Below are 17,438 nucleotides of genomic sequence, written 5' to 3'. Positions count from 1 at the left end.
CGGGGCTCCGGCGGCGGGTGGTGGGCGGGCCGGGCTGCTGGTGGTCGTGGCCGTGCTCCTCTTGTCCGGGGCCCGGGCTTTGCCATACTTACGATGCCGTAGGTTACGGGCCCGTAGGGTTTGTGACTCGGCGAGCCCTCCTACTTCCCTCACCCCCCAGGGGACACCCATGACCACCAGTCCGGATCTGATCGAGGGTGGTTCCGCACCCTCCGAGACTCCTGTGCCGTCCGCGACGCTGGGCGGCGAGAGCAAGCGCTCGGTCGAGCAGCTCGCCCTGCTGCTGTTCATCACCGTGCCCTTCGTGGCGCTGCTGGCGGCGGTGCCGCTGGCCTGGGGCTGGGGGGTGAGCTGGCTGGACCTGGGCCTGATGGTGTTCATGTACTTCCTGGCCTGCCACGGGATCACCATCGGTTTCCACCGCTACTTCACGCACGGTTCCTTCAAGGCGAAGCGGCCGCTCAGGATCGTGCTCGCCGTGATGGGTTCGATGGCGGTGGAGGGTCCGCTGGTGAGGTGGGTGGCCGACCACCGCAAGCATCACAAGTTCTCGGACCACGAGGGTGACCCGCATTCGCCGTGGCGGTTCGGTGAGACGGTGCCGGCGCTGATGAAGGGCCTGTGGTGGGCGCACATCGGCTGGCTGTTCGACGAGGAGCAGACCGATCAGCAGAAGTACGCCCCGGACCTGATCAAGGATCCGGCGATCCGGCGCATCTCGCGGGACTTCATCTGGTGGACGATCTTCTCGCTGGCGGTTCCGCCGCTGGTGGGCGGCCTGGTGACGATGTCGTGGTGGGGGGCGTTCACGGCGTTCTTCTGGGGTTCCCTGGTGCGGGTGGCGCTGTTGCACCATGTGACGTGGTCGATCAATTCGATCTGTCACGCGGTGGGCAAGCGGCCGTTCAAGTCCCGGGACCGGTCGGGCAACGTGTGGTGGCTGGCGGTGCTGTCGTGCGGTGAGTCGTGGCACAACCTGCACCACGCGGATCCGACGTCGGCGCGGCACGGTGTGCTGCGAGGGCAGGTGGATTCGAGTGCGCGGCTGATCCGCTGGTTCGAGCAGCTGGGGTGGGCCACGGACGTGCGGTGGCCGTCCGCGTCCCGGATCGACGCCCGGCGCAGGGAAAACGGGCCGAGCGCGGCATGATGGGGGGCGTGGCGATCGACGGTGGTTCCAGCAGCGACAAGTCCAGGCGTGGCCGCCGGGTCCGGATGACGGGCGCGGAGCGGCGCCAGCAATTGCTGGACATCGGCCGGACCCTGTTCGCGGAGAAGGGCTTCGAGGGCACGTCGGTGGAGGAGATCGCGGCGAAGGCCGGGGTGTCCAAGCCGGTGGTGTACGAGCACTTCGGCGGCAAGGAGGGGCTGTATGCGGTCGTCGTGGACCGGGAGATGCGCCAGCTGCTGGACGGGGTGACGGGCGCGCTGACGGCGGGGCATCCGCGGGAGCTGCTGGAGCAGGCCGCGTTCGCGCTGCTGGACTACATCGAGTCGTACACGGACGGTTTCCGGATTTTGGTGCGGGATTCCCCGGTCGCGCAGTCGACGGGTACGTTCGCGTCGCTGATCAGTGACATCGCCACGCAGGTGGAGGACATCCTGGGTCTGGAGTTCAAGGCGCGGGGTTTTGATCCGAAGCTGGCTCCGCTGTACGCGCAGGCGCTGGTCGGGATGGTGGCGCTGACGGGGCAGTGGTGGCTGGACGTGCGCAAGCCCAAGAAGGCCGAGGTGGCGGCGCACCTGGTGAACCTTGCGTGGCACGGGCTGGACGGCCTGGAGTCGAAGCCGCAGCTGGTGGGCCGCCGCAAGAGCTGAGCCGTCCGGGAGTGTCCGGCGGATCATGGCCGGCCCCTGGGGCGGGGGTCCGCGGGCGGTACGACGGTGCCCCGTCACCGGTGGTCCGGTGGCGGGGCGCCGTCGTGTCGTACGGGGGGTGGCTAGCGGACGGGTGCGGCTGCGGCGTCCGCGTCGAAGGGTTCCAGGAACTCGAGCCGGTTGCCCACGGGGTCCTCGGAGTAGAAGCGGTGGTGGCCGGGGAGGTTCTCGTCCCAGACGACCTCGGCTCCCCGCTCCTGAAGTCTCTGCGCGTACGCCGCGATGTCGGTGACCCGCAGTCCGGGGTGTGCCTTGCGGGCGGGCCGGAAGTCGTCCTCGACGCCGAGGTGCAGTTGCACGGGGCCGGCGGCGAACCAGCAGCCTCCGCGGGCGGCGAGGACGGGCGGTTTGGGGATCTCGGTCATGCCCAGGACGTCGGCGTAGTAGGCGCGGAGCCGGTCCTCCGAGTCCGGCGGCGCGGCGAGTTGGACGTGGTCGACTGCGGTGAGCACGGTCAGGCCTCCTTGCGGGCTACGGCGAAGATCCTCCGGAACGGGAAGACGGTTCCGCGCGGCCCGCTCGGGTAGGCCGTGCGCAGCCGGTCGCGGTATTCGGCGAGGAAGGCGTCGACGGCTTCGCGGTCGTCGCCGAGGGCGGTGAGGACGGGCCGCAGGGCGGTGCCCTTGACCCAGTCGAGTACGGGGTCGGGGCCTTGCAGGAGCTGGTGGTAGGTGGTCTCCCAGACATCGGCGGTGCAGCCGAGCGCGGTGAACCGGGCGAGGTATTCGGCGGGTTCGAGAAGGTGGATGTAGCGGGCGCCGTGGCCGGCGAGCCGGGAGCGCCAGCGCGGGGTGTCGCAGAGTTCCGCGAGCAGGGCGTGGCTGGGAGCGGTGAAGTTGCCGGGGATCTGGAAGGCGAAGGTGCCGCCGGGGCGCAGGCCGTTGATCCAGGCGCCGAAGGAGCCCGGGTGGCCGGGGACCCACTGGAGGGCGGCGTTGGAGACGATCAGGTCGTAGGGCTCCTCGGGAAGCCAGCCGGCGATGTCGCCGTGGCGGAAGTCGAGGCTGCCGCCGCCTGCGGTGGGGCCGGCGTACTGCTCGGTGGCGCGCTGGAGCATCTCCGGCGAGAGGTCGAAGCCGGTGATGGCGGCCCCGGTCCAGCGGGTGGCGAGGAGCTCGGTGACGTTGCCGGGGCCGCAGCCGAGGTCGGCGATGCGGGCGGGGCTGGTGGGGAGTTCGGGTATGCGGTTGAGAAGGTCGAGGAAGGGCCGTGTGCGGTGGCCCGCGTGCCGGAGGTACTGCTGGGGGTCCCAGGTGGGCGCGGAGGGCGCGGTGGACGTGGGGGTCCCTGCGCGCGCGGTATCGGAATACATGTTCGAGCCTCCCTGCTGGCGGGGCGGTCGGAAGCGGAATCTGTTCCGGCCCCCTCCATGCCCCATGCTCGCTTCATTTATATCTCGATGTCAAGATACTTGTCATCGAGATACTCGGGATGAAGAGACTTCACGTCGACAGACCCCTTACACTGATCGGCATGGAGGACGAGGTCGACCGACTGGTGGCGGCATGGCGGCGGGAGCGCCCTGACCTCGACGTGGAACCGCTCGAGGTGCTGAGCCGCGTCAGCAGGCTCGCGCGTCATCTCGACCGCGCCCGCCGACTGGCCTTCTCCGAGCACGGCCTGGAGCCCTGGGAGTTCGACGTCCTGACGTCGCTGCGCCGCGCCGGCGCCCCCTACCAGCTCTCCCCCGGCCAGCTGTTGACCCAGACCCTGGTCACCTCCGGCACCATGACCAACCGCATCGACCGGCTCGCCAAGAAGGGCCTCGTCGAACGGCTTCCCGACCCCAGCGACCGCCGGGGCGTCCTGGTGCGGCTCACCCCCGAGGGCCGGGACCGCGCCGACGAGGCCCTCGCCGGGCTGCTGGCCCAGGAGCGGGCGATCCTGGCCCAGCTCTCGCAGAGTCAGCGCGGTGACCTCGCCGGGCTGCTACGCCAGTTGACCGCTCCGTTCGACAACATCCCCGGGTAGGTCGGCGGGGCGTACGCCGGCCCGCCGGGCCAGCGCGACCGCGGCCAGCGTGGAGTGGACGCCGAGCTTGCCCAGCACGTTCTGCATGTGGGTGCGGACCGTGTGCGGGGAGAGGAACAGCCGCGCCGCCACGTCCTTGCGGCCAAGCCCCGCCACCATGCAGCGCAGCACCTCGTGTTCGCGCGGGGTGAGGGACTCCACGAGCCGTTCGCTGTCGGTGCGGTGCTTGCGCGCCGCGGTCAACTCCCGCAACACCCCGGTGAGCAGCGCGGGCGGGAGGTGGGTCTCCTCCCGCAGGACCCCGCGGATGACGGCCAGCAGACGCGAGAGCGAGCAGTCCTTGGCCACCCAGCCCGAGGCCCCCGCCTGCAGGGCGAGGGCGGCCCGGCGCGGGTCGTCGCGCTCGGCGAGGACGACGGTGCGGACCCCGGGATGCGCCGCCCGCACCCCGGCCACGAGCGCGATCCCGTCCGGGCCGGGCTGCGGCGGCCCGGCCCCCGGCTCCCGCTGGGCGGGCACGGCCCCGGCGACCGCGCCGAGGTCGGCGTCGACCAGCAGGACGTCGAAGCGGCGGCCCTCGGCCACCGCGCGTTCGAGGCAGCGCAGCGCGGCGGGACCGCTGCCGGCCGCGGACACGTCCACGTCCGGCTCGGCCGCGAGCGCGGCTGCGAGCGATTCGGCGAAGATGCGGTGATCGTCGACGACGAGAACCCGGATACGAACCACAAAACCCCCAAGGGTAGGGGAACGGACGACGGCGGGTACGGCGCCAGGACCGGGTGATCCGCAGCCCCCGGCCGCCGCCGAGACATATCTGCACTACCCCGGACCGGACGCCGTACCCGACTTGTCTCGACCCCTGAAACAACACCGGCCCCCACCGGTGTCACGCATCAGCGTAGGGCCGGGGGCGGCTCGCAGTTGGCCGAATAGCAGAAGTTTTCCCCGCGGATTTCAGGAGTGTGCGTTCGGAAGGGGCCCAGCCGTGGCTTGAAATCGCCTGAATCGGGGGGCTGTGGAACGTCTTACGCGCGGGCGCGTGCCATCGGCAGTTGCAGGGGGGCCGTTTCACCCGGCGTGTGCACGCCGGGCGCCCGCGCGCGGCGCCCGGCCGAGGCGCACGGCCCGAACCCGCACGCCCCTGCCGGGCGCACACTACTGCCGGGCGCCCGGGGCGCGTCCGGCGCCGGACGACCGGACCGGGGCCCGGCGCGACCGCTGAACGCGCCCCGTCAAGAGGCGTGGGTGCGGGCGAAGTTCCACGCGTCCTGGATGATGCCGGTCAGGTCCGAGCGGTTCGGGGTCCAGCCGAGACGCTCGTGGGCCGTGCGGGCGGAGGCGACGAGCATGGCCGGGTCGCCGGCCCGGCGCGGCGCGACGACCTGGGGGATCTCGCGACCGGTGACCTTGCGGACGGTCTCGATGACCTCGCGGACCGAGAACCCGTTGCCGTTGCCCAGGTTGCAGATCAGGTGCTCGCCGGGGGTGGCGGAGCGCAGGGCGGCCAGGTGGGCCTCCGCGAGGTCGGCGACGTGGATGTAGTCGCGTACGCAGGTGCCGTCGGGGGTCGGGTAGTCCTCGCCGAACACCGAGATCGACTCGCGTTCGCCGAGCGCGACCTGGAGGACCAGCGGGATCAGGTGCGTCTCGGGGCTGTGCCGCTCGCCGAACTCGCCGTACGCGCCCGCCACGTTGAAGTAGCGCAGGGACACCGCGGCCAGGCCGTGCGCCACGCACTCGCCCGCGATCATGTGGTCGACGGCGAGCTTGGAGGCGCCGTAAGGGTTGGTCGGCGCGGTCACCGAGGCCTCGGTGAGCAGGCCTTCGGTGGGCTCGCCGTAGGTGGCGGCGGTGGAGGAGAAGACGAGCCTGCGCACGCCGGCCTCGCGCATCGCGGACAGCAGGGCGAGGGTGCCGCCGACGTTGTTCTCCCAGTACTTGCCCGGGTTCACGACGGACTCGCCGACCTGCGAGGAGGCGGCGAAGTGCAGCACCGCGTCGTAGGAGGAGTCGATGTGGCGGGCGGCATCCTGGATCCGGCCCTCGACGAACGTGGCGCCGGCGGGGACGCCGACACGGAAGCCGGTGCTGAGGTCGTCGAGGACGGTGACCTCGTGGCCGGCCTCCAGGAGGTGGGCCGCGACCACGCTGCCGACATATCCGGCGCCACCGGTTACCAGGTACTTGCTCACTCGCCTACTGCCTCTCGCGGGGGACCACGCGCGTGTGGGTGTGCGCGTGCTTGGGCACTGGCTTACCCGATGCGGCGCCCGCGGGGGAAATCGGCGGCTCCTGCCGCCGCCGGGTCAGCCCTGCGCGGCGGCGGACGGCGGCCCGGGCAGGGCCCGGTCGAGCAGACCGGTGCGGGCGGCCAGGGCGGCCGCCTCCAGCCGGGATCCGACGCCCAGCTTCATCAGGACCCGCTGCACGTGCGTACGGGCGGTGCTCGGCGCGATGGCCATGCCGGCGGCGATCAGCCGGGTGTCCTCGCCCTCGGCGACCCGCACCAGCACCTCCACCTCACGGGGGGTGAGCAGCCGCAGCAGCCGGCCTGCTTCGTCGTCGGGCTGCACGGCGGGGTTCAGGAGCTCCGCGAAGGCCCCCTGCAGCAGTTGCGGGGCGATCGCCACCTCTCCCGCCCTCGCCTTGGCCAGTGCCCGCTCCACGCCCTCGATGCGCTCGTCCTGGCGTACGTACCCGCAGGCGCCGGCGGCGAAGGCGGCGGCGATCCCGCGCGGGCTGGGGACGGGGCCGAGGACGACCACGGCGATCTGCGGGCGCTCCCGCTTGATGCGGACGACGGGCTCGAAGACCCCGGGCCCGGCGGGGGTGGCGGTGCCGAGGAGGCAGACCTCCGGGGCGCGGCTGATGACGAGCTCGGCGGCGCCGGCGGCGGGGGCCGCGGCCGCCAGTACCCGGTGGCCGCGCAGCTTCAGGGCAGAGGCCAGTGCCTCGGCCAGCAGCCGGTGGTCGTCGACCACCACGACGCGTACGCCCATCGAGGAACCCACCCCCCACCCTTCTGCCCCGGCAAGCTACACGCTTGTTCGACGGCGCGAGGGGGATACCGCGCAGAAGCCCCCGATCGGTGCGGACCGGTCGGGGGCTCCTGGGGTGGCGGGCCGGTCAGCTCGCGGTGAAGGAGACGAACAGGAGGTCCTTCTCCGGCTTGTCCGAGAACGGCTTGCTGACGTTCTGCTTGGACATGAAGAGCTTGCCGTTGCGGTAGCGGAGCTCGGAGGAGAATTCGGGCGAGAAGGAGCTCTCGGCGCTCTTGACGTCCTTGTCGGCCGGGTTCTCCATGAGGAGGGTCTCCTTCATCGTCCGGCTGTCGATGCTGACGATCTGGCCGCCCTTGTCGTACGGGGGGACCTTGTACGCGATGATGTTCGACCCGTCCATGCGCAGGGGGTACATGGTGTACCGCTCGCCCGCGTCGGCGCGGTCGGTGGTCTGCTTGCCGGTCTCCAGGTCGAAGGAGAGCAGTTCGTTGGTGCGGCCGGTGGGCGACTGGCCCTGGTGCTCCGCGGAGGGCACATAGACCTTGCCGTTGCCGACGACCATGTTCGTGCACTTCTCCACGTCGGTGGAGCCGCACTTGGCGGCGAAGCTGCCGGCGGCGAGCGGGATGCGCGCCTTCAGCTCGCCCTTGGGGTCGACGACGAACAGGTCGCTGACGCCCTTGCCGCCCTTGGCGTTGTCGCCGACGTCGGCCGCCACGACGAACGGCTTGGTGGAGACGATGTGCGCGTACTCGATGCCCTGGGAGAGCTTGTACGAAGCCGTGGGCGCGCCGGTGGCGGGGTCGAGGATCTGCGCGTTCAGGGTGTAGTTGGGGTGCTGGCCGCACTTGCGGATGACGCCGAGGGCCTCCCCGCCGGCATAGCCGGTGTCGCGGCAGCTTTCGCCGTCGACCTTGGGCTGCCACAGGTTCTTGCCGTCGGCGAGGTTCCAGGCGGCGCCGCCGCTGGAGACGCCGGCCGCGGCGACGGTCTTGCCGCTGAGGGTGATCTCGGAGAACTGGACCGGCTTGTCACCGCCGTTGGCGCTCTTGATGTTGCCGGACCAGGCGAGCTTGCCGGCCTCCAGGTCGATGACGCCGACCTCGGTGCACGGCGGGTACTTGTTCTCGGCCGTGGGCTGCGCGGGCCTGAAGAGGATCGCGGTCCTGTTCTCGCTGACGTGGTGCGTGGAGCCGCAGATCTCGCCCTGGAGCGGGATCTCCCACTTCTTGCCGCCGTCGACGAGGTTGTAGCCGACGACCTTCGACACGTCGGACTTGACGTAGGTGGTGTCGGTGAGCCAGGAGCCGTTGACGGACACGAGGTCGGTGACGTCCGGAGCCTGCTGCTTGTGGAGGATCTTCGACTTGGGGTTGCCGGGGACCTTCTCGGTCCCGGCCACGTACCCCTGGTTCTTGTCGCCGCCCGGGGAGGCGCTGGGGTCGCTCTGCGCGGTGGTCCCGCCGTCGCCGTCGCCGGAGGTGTACCAGAGGCCGCCGCCGACGATGAGGACGATGGCCAGGAAGGCCGCGCCGACGATCATCAGCTGGGTGCGCTTGTCCCCGCCGCCGGCCGGGGGCTGGGCGGCGGGCAGGGGCGCGCCGTACTGCGCGGGCACGTTGGGGGGCTGCGGGTAGCCGTAGCCGGGGTCGGGCTGCGGGTAGCCGTACGCGGCCTGCCCGGCCGGCGGCTGCGGGGCGGCGGCGGGCGGTCCGGGCGGCGGCTGCGGGGCGGCTGCGGGCGGTCCGGCGGGCGGCGTGGGCGCTCCGAACCCGCCCGGCGGGGGATCCTGCGGCGCTCCGAAGCCGCCGGACGGCGGCTGGCTGGGGGGCGGCGGGGTACTCATCGGTTGCTGTTGCCTCTCGGTGGACGGCTCGTCGGACGACGCGTTGGGCGGCTCGTTGGGGGGCTCGTTGGGCGGGTGTTCACTTGCCGAAGACCATCAGGAGCTTCTCGTCCTTGTCCTGGGCGAGCAGGCGCGTCGTGGAGATGAAGAAGCGCCCGTCGGAGTAGTCGACGTCCGGGGAGTAGAAGGAGCTCTCGATCGGTGCGGAGGGGCCCGACGGGTGGCGCAGGAGCGCGGTCGGGGTGCTGCCGTCGGCGGGGATCGAGACGACCTCGCCGCCCCGGTCGGGTTCGGCCTTGCGGTAGGCGATCAGCTGCCCGTTCGCGGCCTTGAGCGGCTCCAGGGTGCGGCCCTCGCCCGCCGGCACACGCCACTTGGCCTTGCCCGTGTTCAGGTCGAAGGCGACGATCTCGTTGGCCTTGCCGATGTCCGCCTTGGTGGGGAGGTAGAGGGTGCCCGCGTCGACGACTGCGGTGGCGCAGCCCTGGAGGGAGTCGTCGTGGCTCATGCTGCACTCGGTCGAGAAGTTGCCTTCGCCGGAGAGCGTGGTGCGCTGCTTGCCGTCGGGCCCGAGGACCACGATGGAGTTCTCCTTCGTGGTGGCGTTCGTGAGGTGCAGGACGATCGGGTCGACCCCGTAGACGCGGGCGACCTTCCAGCCCTTGGGGAGCCGGTAGGTCCACGTCTTCTTGCCGGTGACCGGGTCGGCGTCCTGGACCTCGACGGTCATGTCGGGGTCGTTGCAGGTGGCGACGCCGATCATCTTGCCGTTGCCGGCGGCGTAGGCGCCGGGCACGCAGCCCTCGGAGGGGCTGCCGAAGAGCTTCTCTCCGGTGCTGATCCGGAAGGCGGTGGCGCGGGTGAGCCGGTTGACGGTGACGGTGTCCCCGGTCATGGCCAGGCTGGGGTCGATGAACATGTCGAAGGCGCTCTCCTTGGCCACCTCCTTGGACCAGCCCTCCTTGCCCGCCTTGAGGTCGACCATGCGGATCTGGTTGCAGTTGGCGGTCTCGGACGGACCGTCCTCGTACAGGACGACCGTCTTGCCGTCGTCGGTCATCCGCTTGGTCATGCCGCAGATCTCGGCGGGGAAGGTGATCGTCCACTTCTCTTTGCCGTCGGCGGCCGCATAGCCCTTGATCGTCTTGCCGACGGTCTTGGCCACGGTGTCGCCCACGACCCACTGGCCGTGGGTGGCCACACCCGCGCCGGGGCCGTCGATCTTGGTGGTCTTGAGCCAGAGGACCTTGTCCTCGCCCTGCTTGCGGCCGGCGTTGAGGTCGGTCTGCTGGTTGCCGCCGGGCCCGCTGCCGTCACCGTTGTCCACGGACGGGGAGCCGGAGGGCTTCGCGTCGCCGGACTCCTGGGCGACGGGCTGCTCGGGGTCCTTCTCGCCGGTGCCGAAGGCGACGTAGCCGACGCCGCCGAGGACGAGCGCGGAGGCGACCGCGGCGGCGATGAGCAGGGGCAGCTTCTTCTTCGGCGGCGTGCCGGGCGCGCCGGGCGCGGGCTGCTGGAGGCCGTGGGCCGGGTATGCCGCAACAGTGGGCGGCTGCGGCTGCGGGCCGGGCTGCTGGGGGTGTGCGGGCGCTTGCGCGTACGGGTTCTCGCCCTGCTGCGGATACCCGTAGGCCTGCTGCGGGGGGCCGGGGAGGTGTCCGTAACCGGAAGGTGTCGGCGGCTGGTTCGGCGGCTGGGGCGGCTCGGTCATCAGCGCACTTTCGGCTTCGGGGGGTCGGGGAGAATGACCTTTCTATCACTGACACCGCGCATACAACGGACCGGTCCGCCCCCTGTTCCCAAGGGAGGACCGGCCCGTGACGCCGCCGTTATCCGGTCAGTTGGCCCCGCCGACCGGCGGAACCTATGCGTCCTCGGCGAGCTCCAGCCAGCGCATTTCCAATTCGTCGCGGTCGGCGAGAAGTTCGCGCAGCTCCGCGTCGAGCTTGGCCACCTTGTCGTAGTCGGTGGAGTGCTCGGCGATCTGGGCGTGCAGGTTCCCCTCGCGGTCGGCGAGCTTGTTCAGCTGCCGCTCGATCTTCTGGAGCTCCTTCTTCGCGGCACGCGAGTCGCCCGACGAGGTGGACTTGGCCGCCGCCGCGGCGGCGGGCGCGGGCGCCGGGACGGCCGCCTCGATCATCCGCCGACGGCGTTCCAGGTACTCGTCCAGTCCGCGCGGCAGCATGCGCAGGCTCGCATCGCCGAGCAGCGCCATCACCGTGTCGGTGGTCCGCTCGATGAAGAACCGGTCGTGGGAGATCACGATCAACGAGCCGGGCCAGCCGTCGAGGAGGTCCTCCAGCTGGGTCAGGGTCTCGATGTCGAGGTCGTTGGTGGGCTCGTCGAGGAAGAGGACGTTGGGCTCGTCCATCAGCAGGCGCAGGATCTGCAGGCGTCGGCGCTCGCCGCCGGAGAGGTCGCCGACGGGCGTCCACTGCTTCTCCTTGGTGAAGCCGAACTGCTCGCACAGCTGGCCCGCCGTCATCTCGCGGCCCTTGCCGAGGTCGACGCGGTCCCGGACGCGCTGGACGGCCTCCAGGACCCGCAGGGACGGGTCGAGTTCGCCGACCTCCTGGGAGAGGTAGGCCAGCTTGACGGTCTTGCCGACGATGACCCGGCCCGCGGCGGGCTGGGCCTCACCCTGCGTGCGGGCGGCTTCGGCGAGGGCGCGCAGCAGGGAGGTCTTGCCGGCACCGTTGACGCCGACGAGGCCGACGCGGTCGCCCGGACCGAGGTGCCAGGTGAGGTGCTTGAGGAGGGTCTTGGGGCCGGCCTGGACGGTGACGTCCTCGAGGTCGAAGACGGTCTTGCCGAGGCGGGCGTTGGCGAAGCGCATCAGCTCGGACTTGTCGCGCGGCGGCGGCACGTCGGCGATGAGCTCGTTGGCGGCCTCGATGCGGTAGCGCGGCTTGGAGGTGCGGGCGGGGGCGCCGCGGCGCAGCCAGGCGAGCTCCTTGCGCATCAGGTTCTGCCGCTTGGCCTCCTCGGTGGCGGAGATGCGTTCGCGCTCGGCGCGGGCGAAGACGTAGTCGCTGTAGCCGCCCTCGTACTCGAAGACGTCGCCGCGCTGGACGTCCCACATGCGGGTGCAGACCTGGTCGAGGAACCAGCGGTCGTGGGTGACGCAGACGAGTGCGGAGCGGCGCGCCTGGAGGTGTCCGGCCAGCCAGGAGATGCCCTCGACGTCGAGGTGGTTGGTGGGCTCGTCGAGGATCAGCAGGTCCTGGTCGGCGATGAGGAGCTTGGCGAGGGCGATGCGGCGGCGCTCGCCGCCGGAGAGGGGGCCGATGACGGTGTCGAGGCCCTGGTTGAAGCCGGGCAGGTCGAGGCCGCCGAAGAGTCCGGTGAGGACGTCGCGGATCTTGGAGTTGCCGGCCCACTCGTGGTCGGCCATGTCGCCGATGATCTCGTGGCGGACGGTCGCCGCGGGGTCGAGGGAGTCGTGCTGGGTGAGGACGCCCATGCGCAGGCCGCCGGACTGGGTGACGCGTCCGCCGTCGGGCTCCTCCAGCTTGGCGAGCATCCGGATGAGGGTGGTCTTGCCGTCGCCGTTGCGGCCGACGACGCCGATCCGGTCCCCCTCGGACACGCCGAGGGAGATACCGTCCAGCAGGGTACGTGTGCCGTACACCTTGCTGACTGCCTCGACATTGACCAGATTGACGGCCATCAGACGCGCTCCAGGGAAAGGGTGTGGATCAGCCCCTCAGCCTAACCCTCCGGGCCGGGGCGGACCGTTCCACCAGCCAGGCGCCTCCCAGTGCCATGGCGATCGCGGCCGGTGCCGTGACCGGCACGGCGATGAGGGTGGCGCTGTGGCCGTCGAGGAGACCGCCGAGCCCGGTCATGGACAGACCCAGGACGCCGAGGAGGCACAGGGTGATCCCGAGGGCGGCGACGGGGCCGGCGGCGGTTGTCGCACGGGTGGCGGGACGGGACGGCGCGGGGGCCTCGAAGCGGCGCAGGAGGGCGACGAAAACGCCGGTCAGCGCGGCCGCGGCCAGGATCCGTACGGGGACCTGCGCCCACCAGGCGGCGGTTGCGGGCGTGGGCAGGTCCATGCCGAGGGCGAGCTGGACCCCGTACACGGCGAGCATCGCGGTGAGGTGCCAGAGGAAGGCGGTCATGGCGACGCCGTTGGCGGTGACGACCGTGCGCCACACGCGGGGGCGCTCCAGCCAGGCGCCGACGGGCCGGGCGGCGAGCTGCACGGCGCCGACGAGCCACAGACCGTGGCAGAGGAGGGCCAGGGTGGGCGGGGCCATGTTGGAGACCTTCTCTCCGGGCATCCCGACCATGGACAGCGGGTACGGGCCGCAGGCGACCAGCAGCGCGGCCCCGGCGAGGCCGGTGGCGGCGAGGACGGCGGGCCGGCGGATGCGCCCGTCGGCGCGCAGGAAGCCGAGCTGGTGGACGGCGAGCCAGACGAGGGCGAAGTTCAGGAACTCCACGTGGGGGACGCCGAGCGCGAAGCGCAGTACGTCGACCAGCGCGGCGGCGCCGGCGAGCGCGGCGAAGGCCGCCCAGCCGTGGCGTTCGTGCAGCTTCAGCAGCGGCGGGGTGAAGGCGACCATGGCCAGGTAGATCCCGATGAACCACAGCGGCTGGGTGACCAGGCGCAGGGCGGCGGCGCTCAGTGTCCCGTCGCCGCGGCCGGCGAGCTGCACGGCGAGCGCGACGGCGGCCCACACCAGGAAGAAGGCGAGGGTGGGGCGCAGCAGTCGGCGCAGCCGGGCCCGCAGGAAGGCGGCGTAGACGGGGCCGTCGTGGCGGCGGGCCAGGGAGCGGTAGGAGAGGGCGTGCGAGAAGCCGCCGACGAAGAAGAAGACGGGCATGATCTGCAGCCCCCAAGTGAGCACCTGGAGTGCGGGCACGAGGGCGAGGAGGTTCCCTATGCCGTCGCTGCTGACCGCGGCCATCAGCCAGTGCCCGGCGATGACGGTGCCGAGCGAGGCGACGCGCAGCAGGTCGACGTACCGGTCGCGGTCGGCGGGGGTGGCGGCGGCCATGTCGCGTGCACTGACTGTCATGGCCCTACGGTGTCCGCCGCCCCGCCCCCGCGGACAGGGTGCGGATACTCAGTTCCGGCCTGAGTAGGCGGGAACCGGGTGTCCGCGGCTCCGCCCCGGGCCGCACGGGGTCAGGATGGCGGCAGAACCGTGGCTCCCGGGGCGGGGGACGAGGCCGTGTGGGTGGCGCGGCAGGTACCCGAGGCGTCCAGGGCGGCGGCGACCTTGGCGGCGGCTTCCTCGTCCGCGACGAGGAAGGCGGTGGTGGGGCCCGAGCCGGAGACCAGGGCGGCCAGGGCGCCTGCGCCGACGCCCGCGTCCAGCGTCTCCCGCAGCGAGGGCCGCAGCGAGAGGGCGGCCGGCTGGAGGTCGTTGGCCAGGGTGGCGGCCAGCGCGTCCGGGTCGCCGGAGGCGAGGGCGGCGAGGAGGGCCGGGGAGGCCTGCGGCTCGGGGACCGCCACGCCGGCGGTGAGGCGGTCGAACTCGCGGAAGACGGCCGGGGTGGACAGGCCGCCGTCGGCCACCGCGAACACCCAGTGGAAGGAGCCGGCGGGCACCGGGGTGAGGACCTCGCCTCGGCCGGTGCCGAGCGCGGCGCCGCCGACGAGGCTGAAGGGGACGTCGCTGCCGAGCTCCGCGCAGATGTCGAGGAGTTCCTCGCGCGGGGTGTTCAGGCCCCACAGGGTGTCGCAGGCGAGCAGGGCCGCCGCGCCGTCGGCGCTGCCTCCGGCCATGCCGCCCGCGACCGGGATGTGCTTGGCGATGTGCAGGTGGACCAGGGGGTCCCGGCCGCGCCGGGCGGCGAGGATCTCGGCGGCCCGCGCCGCGAGGTTGGTGCGGTCCAGCGGGACCTTGTCGGCGTCCGGGCCCTCGCAGGTCACCGTGAGCGCGTCGGCCGGGGTCGCCGTCACCTCGTCGAAGAGGGAGACGGCGAGGAAGACGTTGGCCAGGCCGTGGAAGCCGTCGGGGCGGGCCGCGCCCACCGCCAGCTGGACGTTGACCTTCGCGGGGACCCGTACGGTGACGGGCGTCGTGCGCGTGCTCTCGGGGCGCGTGCTCACAGGGCGGGCCTCTCCGGGGCGGGCTTGTGCTCGGCGATCGCGGCGAACTCCTCCACGGTCAGGGACTCTCCGCGGGCCTGCGGGGAGACGCCCGCGGCGACCAGCGCGGCCTCGGCGCCGGCCGCCGAGCCGGCCCAGCCGGACAGCGCGGCGCGCAGGGTCTTGCGGCGCTGCGCGAACGCCGCGTCGACGACCGCGAAGACCTCTTCCTTCGTGGCACTGGTCTTGACCGGCTCGGTGCGGCGCACGAGGGAGACGAGCCCGGAGTCGACGTTGGGCGCGGGCCAGAAGACCTTCCGCCCGATCGCTCCGGCGCGCTTGACGTGCGCGTACCAGTTGGCCTTGACGGAGGGCACGCCGTAGACCTTGTTGCCGGGCTCGGCGGCGAGCCGGTCGGCGACCTCGGCCTGGACCATCACGAGGGTCCGCTCGATGCTCGGGAAGCGGTCGAGCATGGTCAGCAGGACGGGCACGGCCACGTTGTACGGGAGGTTGGCGACCAGCGCGGTCGGCGGCGGGCCCGGCAGCTCGGTGACCAGCATCGCGTCGGAGTGGACCAGCGCGAAGCGGTCCTTCTTCGCGGGCATGCGGGCCTCGATGGTGGCGGGCAGGGCGGCCGCCAGGATGTCGTCGATCTCTACGGCGACGACCCGGTCCGCGGCCTCCAGCAGCGCGAGCGTCAGCGAGCCCAGACCGGGCCCGACCTCGACGACCACGTCGTCCGGGCGGACCTCGGCGGTGCGCACGATCCGGCGCACCGTGTTGGCGTCGATGACGAAGTTCTGCCCCTTCTGCTTCGTCGGGCGTACGCCGAGGGCGGCGGCGAGTTCCCTGACGTCGGCGGGGCCGAGGAGGGCGTCGGGGGTACTGGGCGCGGGGTTATCGGGCTGCTGCTCTGCGGTGCTCACCGGTAAAGCGTCTCAGATCGGCCGAGTGGTCCCGACTACGACGTGAGCCTGCGGCCGCAGTGCGGCCACGGGCTCGCCCCCCGCTGCACGTAGAGCTTCTTCGCCCGGTAGGTCTGTTCCGCGGCCGGGGCGTCCTGGGGCCGGCCGGTGCCGCCGAGGCCCTGCCAGGTGCGGACGTCGAACTGGTACAGGCCGCCGTACGTGCCCGAGGCGTCGGTGGCCGAGGGCCGGCCGCCGGACTCGCACTGGGCGAGGGCCGCCCAGTTGAGGCCGTCCGCGCCGGACACCGAGCTCGGCAGCGGCCTGGTGCCGACCCTGACCAGCTGGGTGACGGGCTCGCGCACGACCTCGTCGGCGATGGCGCGCGGCCTCATCCGGACCCCGTTGACGGTGCGCAGGCTGTAGGTGACCCTGCGCGCCCCGGGCCGGCCGACGCGTTCGACGACCTCGGTTCCGGCGAAGAGCCCGCCGTCCTTGACCTTCTCGGTCACGAAGGGGATGCGCTCCTCGCGGACCTCTCGGGTGCCGGTGATGCGGAGCACGGTGACGGTCTGGCCGTCGCGCGGGAAGGCGGTGGGCGGCACGGAGGTGGTGTCCTGGCCGCGCAGGGTGATGCCGGCCTGGTCGAGGGCCTCCTGGACGGTGGCGGCGTTGGTGCGGATGGTGCGCTCGCGGCCGTCGGCCATGAAGGTGACGCTGCGCTCGGTGCGGACGCTGAGGGTCAGACCGGCGCGCGGTACGGGCGCGGTGCGCGGGGCGGAGAGGTAGGCGCCCTCGGCTCGGACGCCGAGCTGGCGCAGCGCGCCGTCGACGGTGCGGGCGGTGGTCCACACCTGCCGCCGCTGTCCGTCGAGGGTCAGGCGCAGCGGGCGGCCGTAGCGGACGACGATCTCCTCGCCGTCGTCGAGGGGTTCGCCCGGGGCGGGGGCGACGAGGTCGTGGGGGCCGACGTCGAGTCCTTCCGCGGCGAGCAGCTCCTCGACGTCGCCCGCGAAGGTGTGCAGTTCCCGGGGGACTCCGTCCACGGTGAGGCGTACCGATTTGTCGGCGGCGACGAACGCGGTCGTGCCGCCGGCGAGGAAGGCGACGACCAGGGCCTGCGGCACGATCCGCCGCCAGTTGCCACCGGGGGCGGCGGGACCGAGCAGCACCGGGTTCGCGGCGCGGCGGCGGCCGTGCCCCGTCCCGGCGGGTGCGGGGACGGGGAGGGGGAGGGCCGGTTCGGCGGGCCCGCGGCGCCGGCCGGTGCCCGGAGGGGGCTCCTCGACGGCGGTACGGCCGCGGGCCCGTCGGCCGGGGGCCGGCACGCCGGCATCGAGGAGGGTGGGGGTCGGTACGGGGGCGCGGCGGCGGCCCGTCCCCGGGGCGGGGGCCGGGTCGGGCCGTCGGCCGTCCGGGGCCGTGTCCGCTGCGTCCCCCACGTCGGTGCGGGCGGCGGGGTGTGCGGGGCGCCGGCGGCGTCCGGCCCGCCGGTCCTCGGGCCGCGGGGCGGGCAGGGGGACGGCGGGCTCGGTGTCCCACGACGAGGGCCCCGGATCGACCGGGCCCGGCTCGAGCAGGCCGGGGTGGAGCAGACCCGAATCGACCGGGCCCGGGTCGAGCAGGCCCGGGTCGAGCAGGCCGGGATCCCGCGGCCCGGAGCCGGCGGACCCCGAGCCGGCGGACCCGGGACCGGGGAGGCCGGCGCCGACGGCCCCGTCGGCGGCCGGCCCCTCGTCGGCGGGCCAGGCGGGCCAGGTCGGCCAGGCGGGCCAGGCGGGGGC

The 17,438-nt window shown here is 72.7% G+C and carries 15 protein-coding genes; 3 read left to right on the top strand and 12 right to left on the bottom strand.

All coding sequences use genetic code 11. The features are described from left to right. The first annotated feature begins 169 nt into the window (after positions 1-169). Together ACZ6JS_RS17030 and ACZ6JS_RS17025 are read left to right on the top strand one after the other, a co-directional pair. Positions 170-1,150: an acyl-CoA desaturase gene (locus tag ACZ6JS_RS17030; protein WP_469298636.1), complete on the top strand. Its 981-nt coding sequence runs from the start codon at positions 170-172 to the stop codon at positions 1,148-1,150. Next, positions 1,150-1,818 carry a TetR family transcriptional regulator gene (locus ACZ6JS_RS17025; RefSeq protein ID WP_469298795.1) on the top strand — a complete coding sequence of 223 codons (669 nt, stop codon included), beginning with the start codon at positions 1,150-1,152 and terminating at the stop codon, positions 1,816-1,818. Before ACZ6JS_RS17030 ends, ACZ6JS_RS17025 begins: the two co-directional genes overlap by 1 nt. Before the next feature lie 122 nt (positions 1,819-1,940). On the opposite strand, the gene ACZ6JS_RS17020 is transcribed toward ACZ6JS_RS17025, so the two are convergent. Beyond that, entirely contained in the window at positions 1,941-2,330 is a 390-nt protein-coding gene (locus ACZ6JS_RS17020) for a VOC family protein (protein ID WP_469298634.1), read from the bottom strand. Between the two features lie 2 nt (positions 2,331-2,332). Continuing rightward, positions 2,333-3,190 (bottom strand): trans-aconitate 2-methyltransferase, encoded by an 858-nt coding sequence (locus tag ACZ6JS_RS17015; RefSeq protein ID WP_469298632.1) that lies wholly within the window; start codon positions 3,188-3,190, stop codon positions 2,333-2,335. Between the two features lie 161 nt (positions 3,191-3,351). Between ACZ6JS_RS17015 and ACZ6JS_RS17010 the strand changes: the two genes are divergently transcribed. Continuing rightward, entirely contained in the window at positions 3,352-3,849 is a 498-nt protein-coding gene (locus ACZ6JS_RS17010; RefSeq protein ID WP_030855851.1) for a MarR family winged helix-turn-helix transcriptional regulator, read from the top strand. Here the strand turns inward: ACZ6JS_RS17010 and ACZ6JS_RS17005 are convergent. The 10 genes from ACZ6JS_RS17005 to ACZ6JS_RS16960 all read right to left on the bottom strand — a co-directional run bounded on the left by ACZ6JS_RS17005 (position 3,808) and on the right by ACZ6JS_RS16960 (position 16,982). Further along, complete coding sequence (locus tag ACZ6JS_RS17005) at positions 3,808-4,575, bottom strand: LuxR C-terminal-related transcriptional regulator (RefSeq protein ID WP_469298630.1); 768 nt, start codon at positions 4,573-4,575, stop codon at positions 3,808-3,810. The two genes, ACZ6JS_RS17010 and ACZ6JS_RS17005, sit on opposite strands and share 42 nt — an antisense overlap. A gap of 506 nt (positions 4,576-5,081) precedes the next feature. After that, a complete protein-coding gene (gene galE, locus ACZ6JS_RS17000) occupies positions 5,082-6,041 on the bottom strand; it encodes a UDP-glucose 4-epimerase GalE (protein ID WP_469298629.1) in 960 nt (319 codons plus the stop codon). Between the two features lie 114 nt (positions 6,042-6,155). Then, the gene (locus tag ACZ6JS_RS16995) at positions 6,156-6,848 is read right to left on the bottom strand and encodes a response regulator transcription factor (RefSeq protein WP_469298794.1); all 693 of its coding nucleotides are present in this window, start codon (positions 6,846-6,848) and stop codon (positions 6,156-6,158) included. Positions 6,849-6,975: 127 nt separating this feature from the next. Then, positions 6,976-8,697, bottom strand: a complete 1,722-nt coding sequence (locus tag ACZ6JS_RS16990) for an outer membrane protein assembly factor BamB family protein (RefSeq protein WP_469298628.1) — start codon at positions 8,695-8,697, stop codon at positions 6,976-6,978. Between the two features lie 79 nt (positions 8,698-8,776). Further along, on the bottom strand, positions 8,777-10,408 hold the full coding sequence (locus ACZ6JS_RS16985) for an outer membrane protein assembly factor BamB family protein (protein WP_469298626.1): 1,632 nt from the start codon (positions 10,406-10,408) through the stop codon (positions 8,777-8,779). Between the two features lie 153 nt (positions 10,409-10,561). Then, a complete protein-coding gene (locus ACZ6JS_RS16980; protein ID WP_469298624.1) occupies positions 10,562-12,367 on the bottom strand; it encodes an ABC-F family ATP-binding cassette domain-containing protein in 1,806 nt (601 codons plus the stop codon). Between the two features lie 28 nt (positions 12,368-12,395). Continuing rightward, the gene (locus ACZ6JS_RS16975; RefSeq protein ID WP_469298623.1) at positions 12,396-13,727 is read right to left on the bottom strand and encodes an acyltransferase family protein; all 1,332 of its coding nucleotides are present in this window, start codon (positions 13,725-13,727) and stop codon (positions 12,396-12,398) included. A gap of 110 nt (positions 13,728-13,837) precedes the next feature. Further along, positions 13,838-14,767, bottom strand: coding sequence for a 4-(cytidine 5'-diphospho)-2-C-methyl-D-erythritol kinase (locus ACZ6JS_RS16970; RefSeq protein ID WP_469298621.1), 930 nt, complete (start codon positions 14,765-14,767; stop codon positions 13,838-13,840). Next, positions 14,764-15,675 (bottom strand): 16S rRNA (adenine(1518)-N(6)/adenine(1519)-N(6))-dimethyltransferase RsmA, encoded by a 912-nt coding sequence (gene rsmA / locus ACZ6JS_RS16965; protein WP_469298619.1) that lies wholly within the window; start codon positions 15,673-15,675, stop codon positions 14,764-14,766. Before rsmA ends, ACZ6JS_RS16970 begins: the two co-directional genes overlap by 4 nt. Before the next feature lie 35 nt (positions 15,676-15,710). Beyond that, complete coding sequence (locus ACZ6JS_RS16960) at positions 15,711-16,982, bottom strand: ubiquitin-like domain-containing protein (protein WP_469298792.1); 1,272 nt, start codon at positions 16,980-16,982, stop codon at positions 15,711-15,713. Positions 16,983-17,438 lie beyond the last annotated feature (456 nt).

The organism is Streptomyces sp. NPDC046349, assembly GCF_055587885.1.
The sequence above is the reverse complement of the archived record's forward strand: the minus strand, read 5'-3'. Positions and strand labels throughout refer to the sequence as shown.

Excerpts from the sequence above, each read along its gene's own strand:
- ACZ6JS_RS16995 (WP_469298794.1), bottom strand. The coding sequence starts at position 6,848 with ATGGGCGTACGCGTCGTGGTGGTCGACGACCACCGGCTGCTGGCCGAG.
- ACZ6JS_RS16975 (WP_469298623.1), bottom strand. The coding sequence starts at position 13,727 with ATGACAGTCAGTGCACGCGACATGGCCGCCGCCACCCCCGCCGACCGC.
- ACZ6JS_RS17015 (WP_469298632.1), bottom strand. The coding sequence starts at position 3,190 with ATGTATTCCGATACCGCGCGCGCAGGGACCCCCACGTCCACCGCGCCC.
- ACZ6JS_RS16985 (WP_469298626.1), bottom strand. The coding sequence starts at position 10,408 with ATGACCGAGCCGCCCCAGCCGCCGAACCAGCCGCCGACACCTTCCGGT.
- ACZ6JS_RS16990 (WP_469298628.1), bottom strand. The coding sequence starts at position 8,697 with ATGAGTACCCCGCCGCCCCCCAGCCAGCCGCCGTCCGGCGGCTTCGGA.
- ACZ6JS_RS17025 (WP_469298795.1), top strand. The coding sequence starts at position 1,150 with ATGGGGGGCGTGGCGATCGACGGTGGTTCCAGCAGCGACAAGTCCAGG.
- ACZ6JS_RS17010 (WP_030855851.1), top strand. The coding sequence starts at position 3,352 with ATGGAGGACGAGGTCGACCGACTGGTGGCGGCATGGCGGCGGGAGCGC.
- ACZ6JS_RS16980 (WP_469298624.1), bottom strand. The coding sequence starts at position 12,367 with ATGGCCGTCAATCTGGTCAATGTCGAGGCAGTCAGCAAGGTGTACGGC.
- ACZ6JS_RS17030 (WP_469298636.1), top strand. The coding sequence starts at position 170 with ATGACCACCAGTCCGGATCTGATCGAGGGTGGTTCCGCACCCTCCGAG.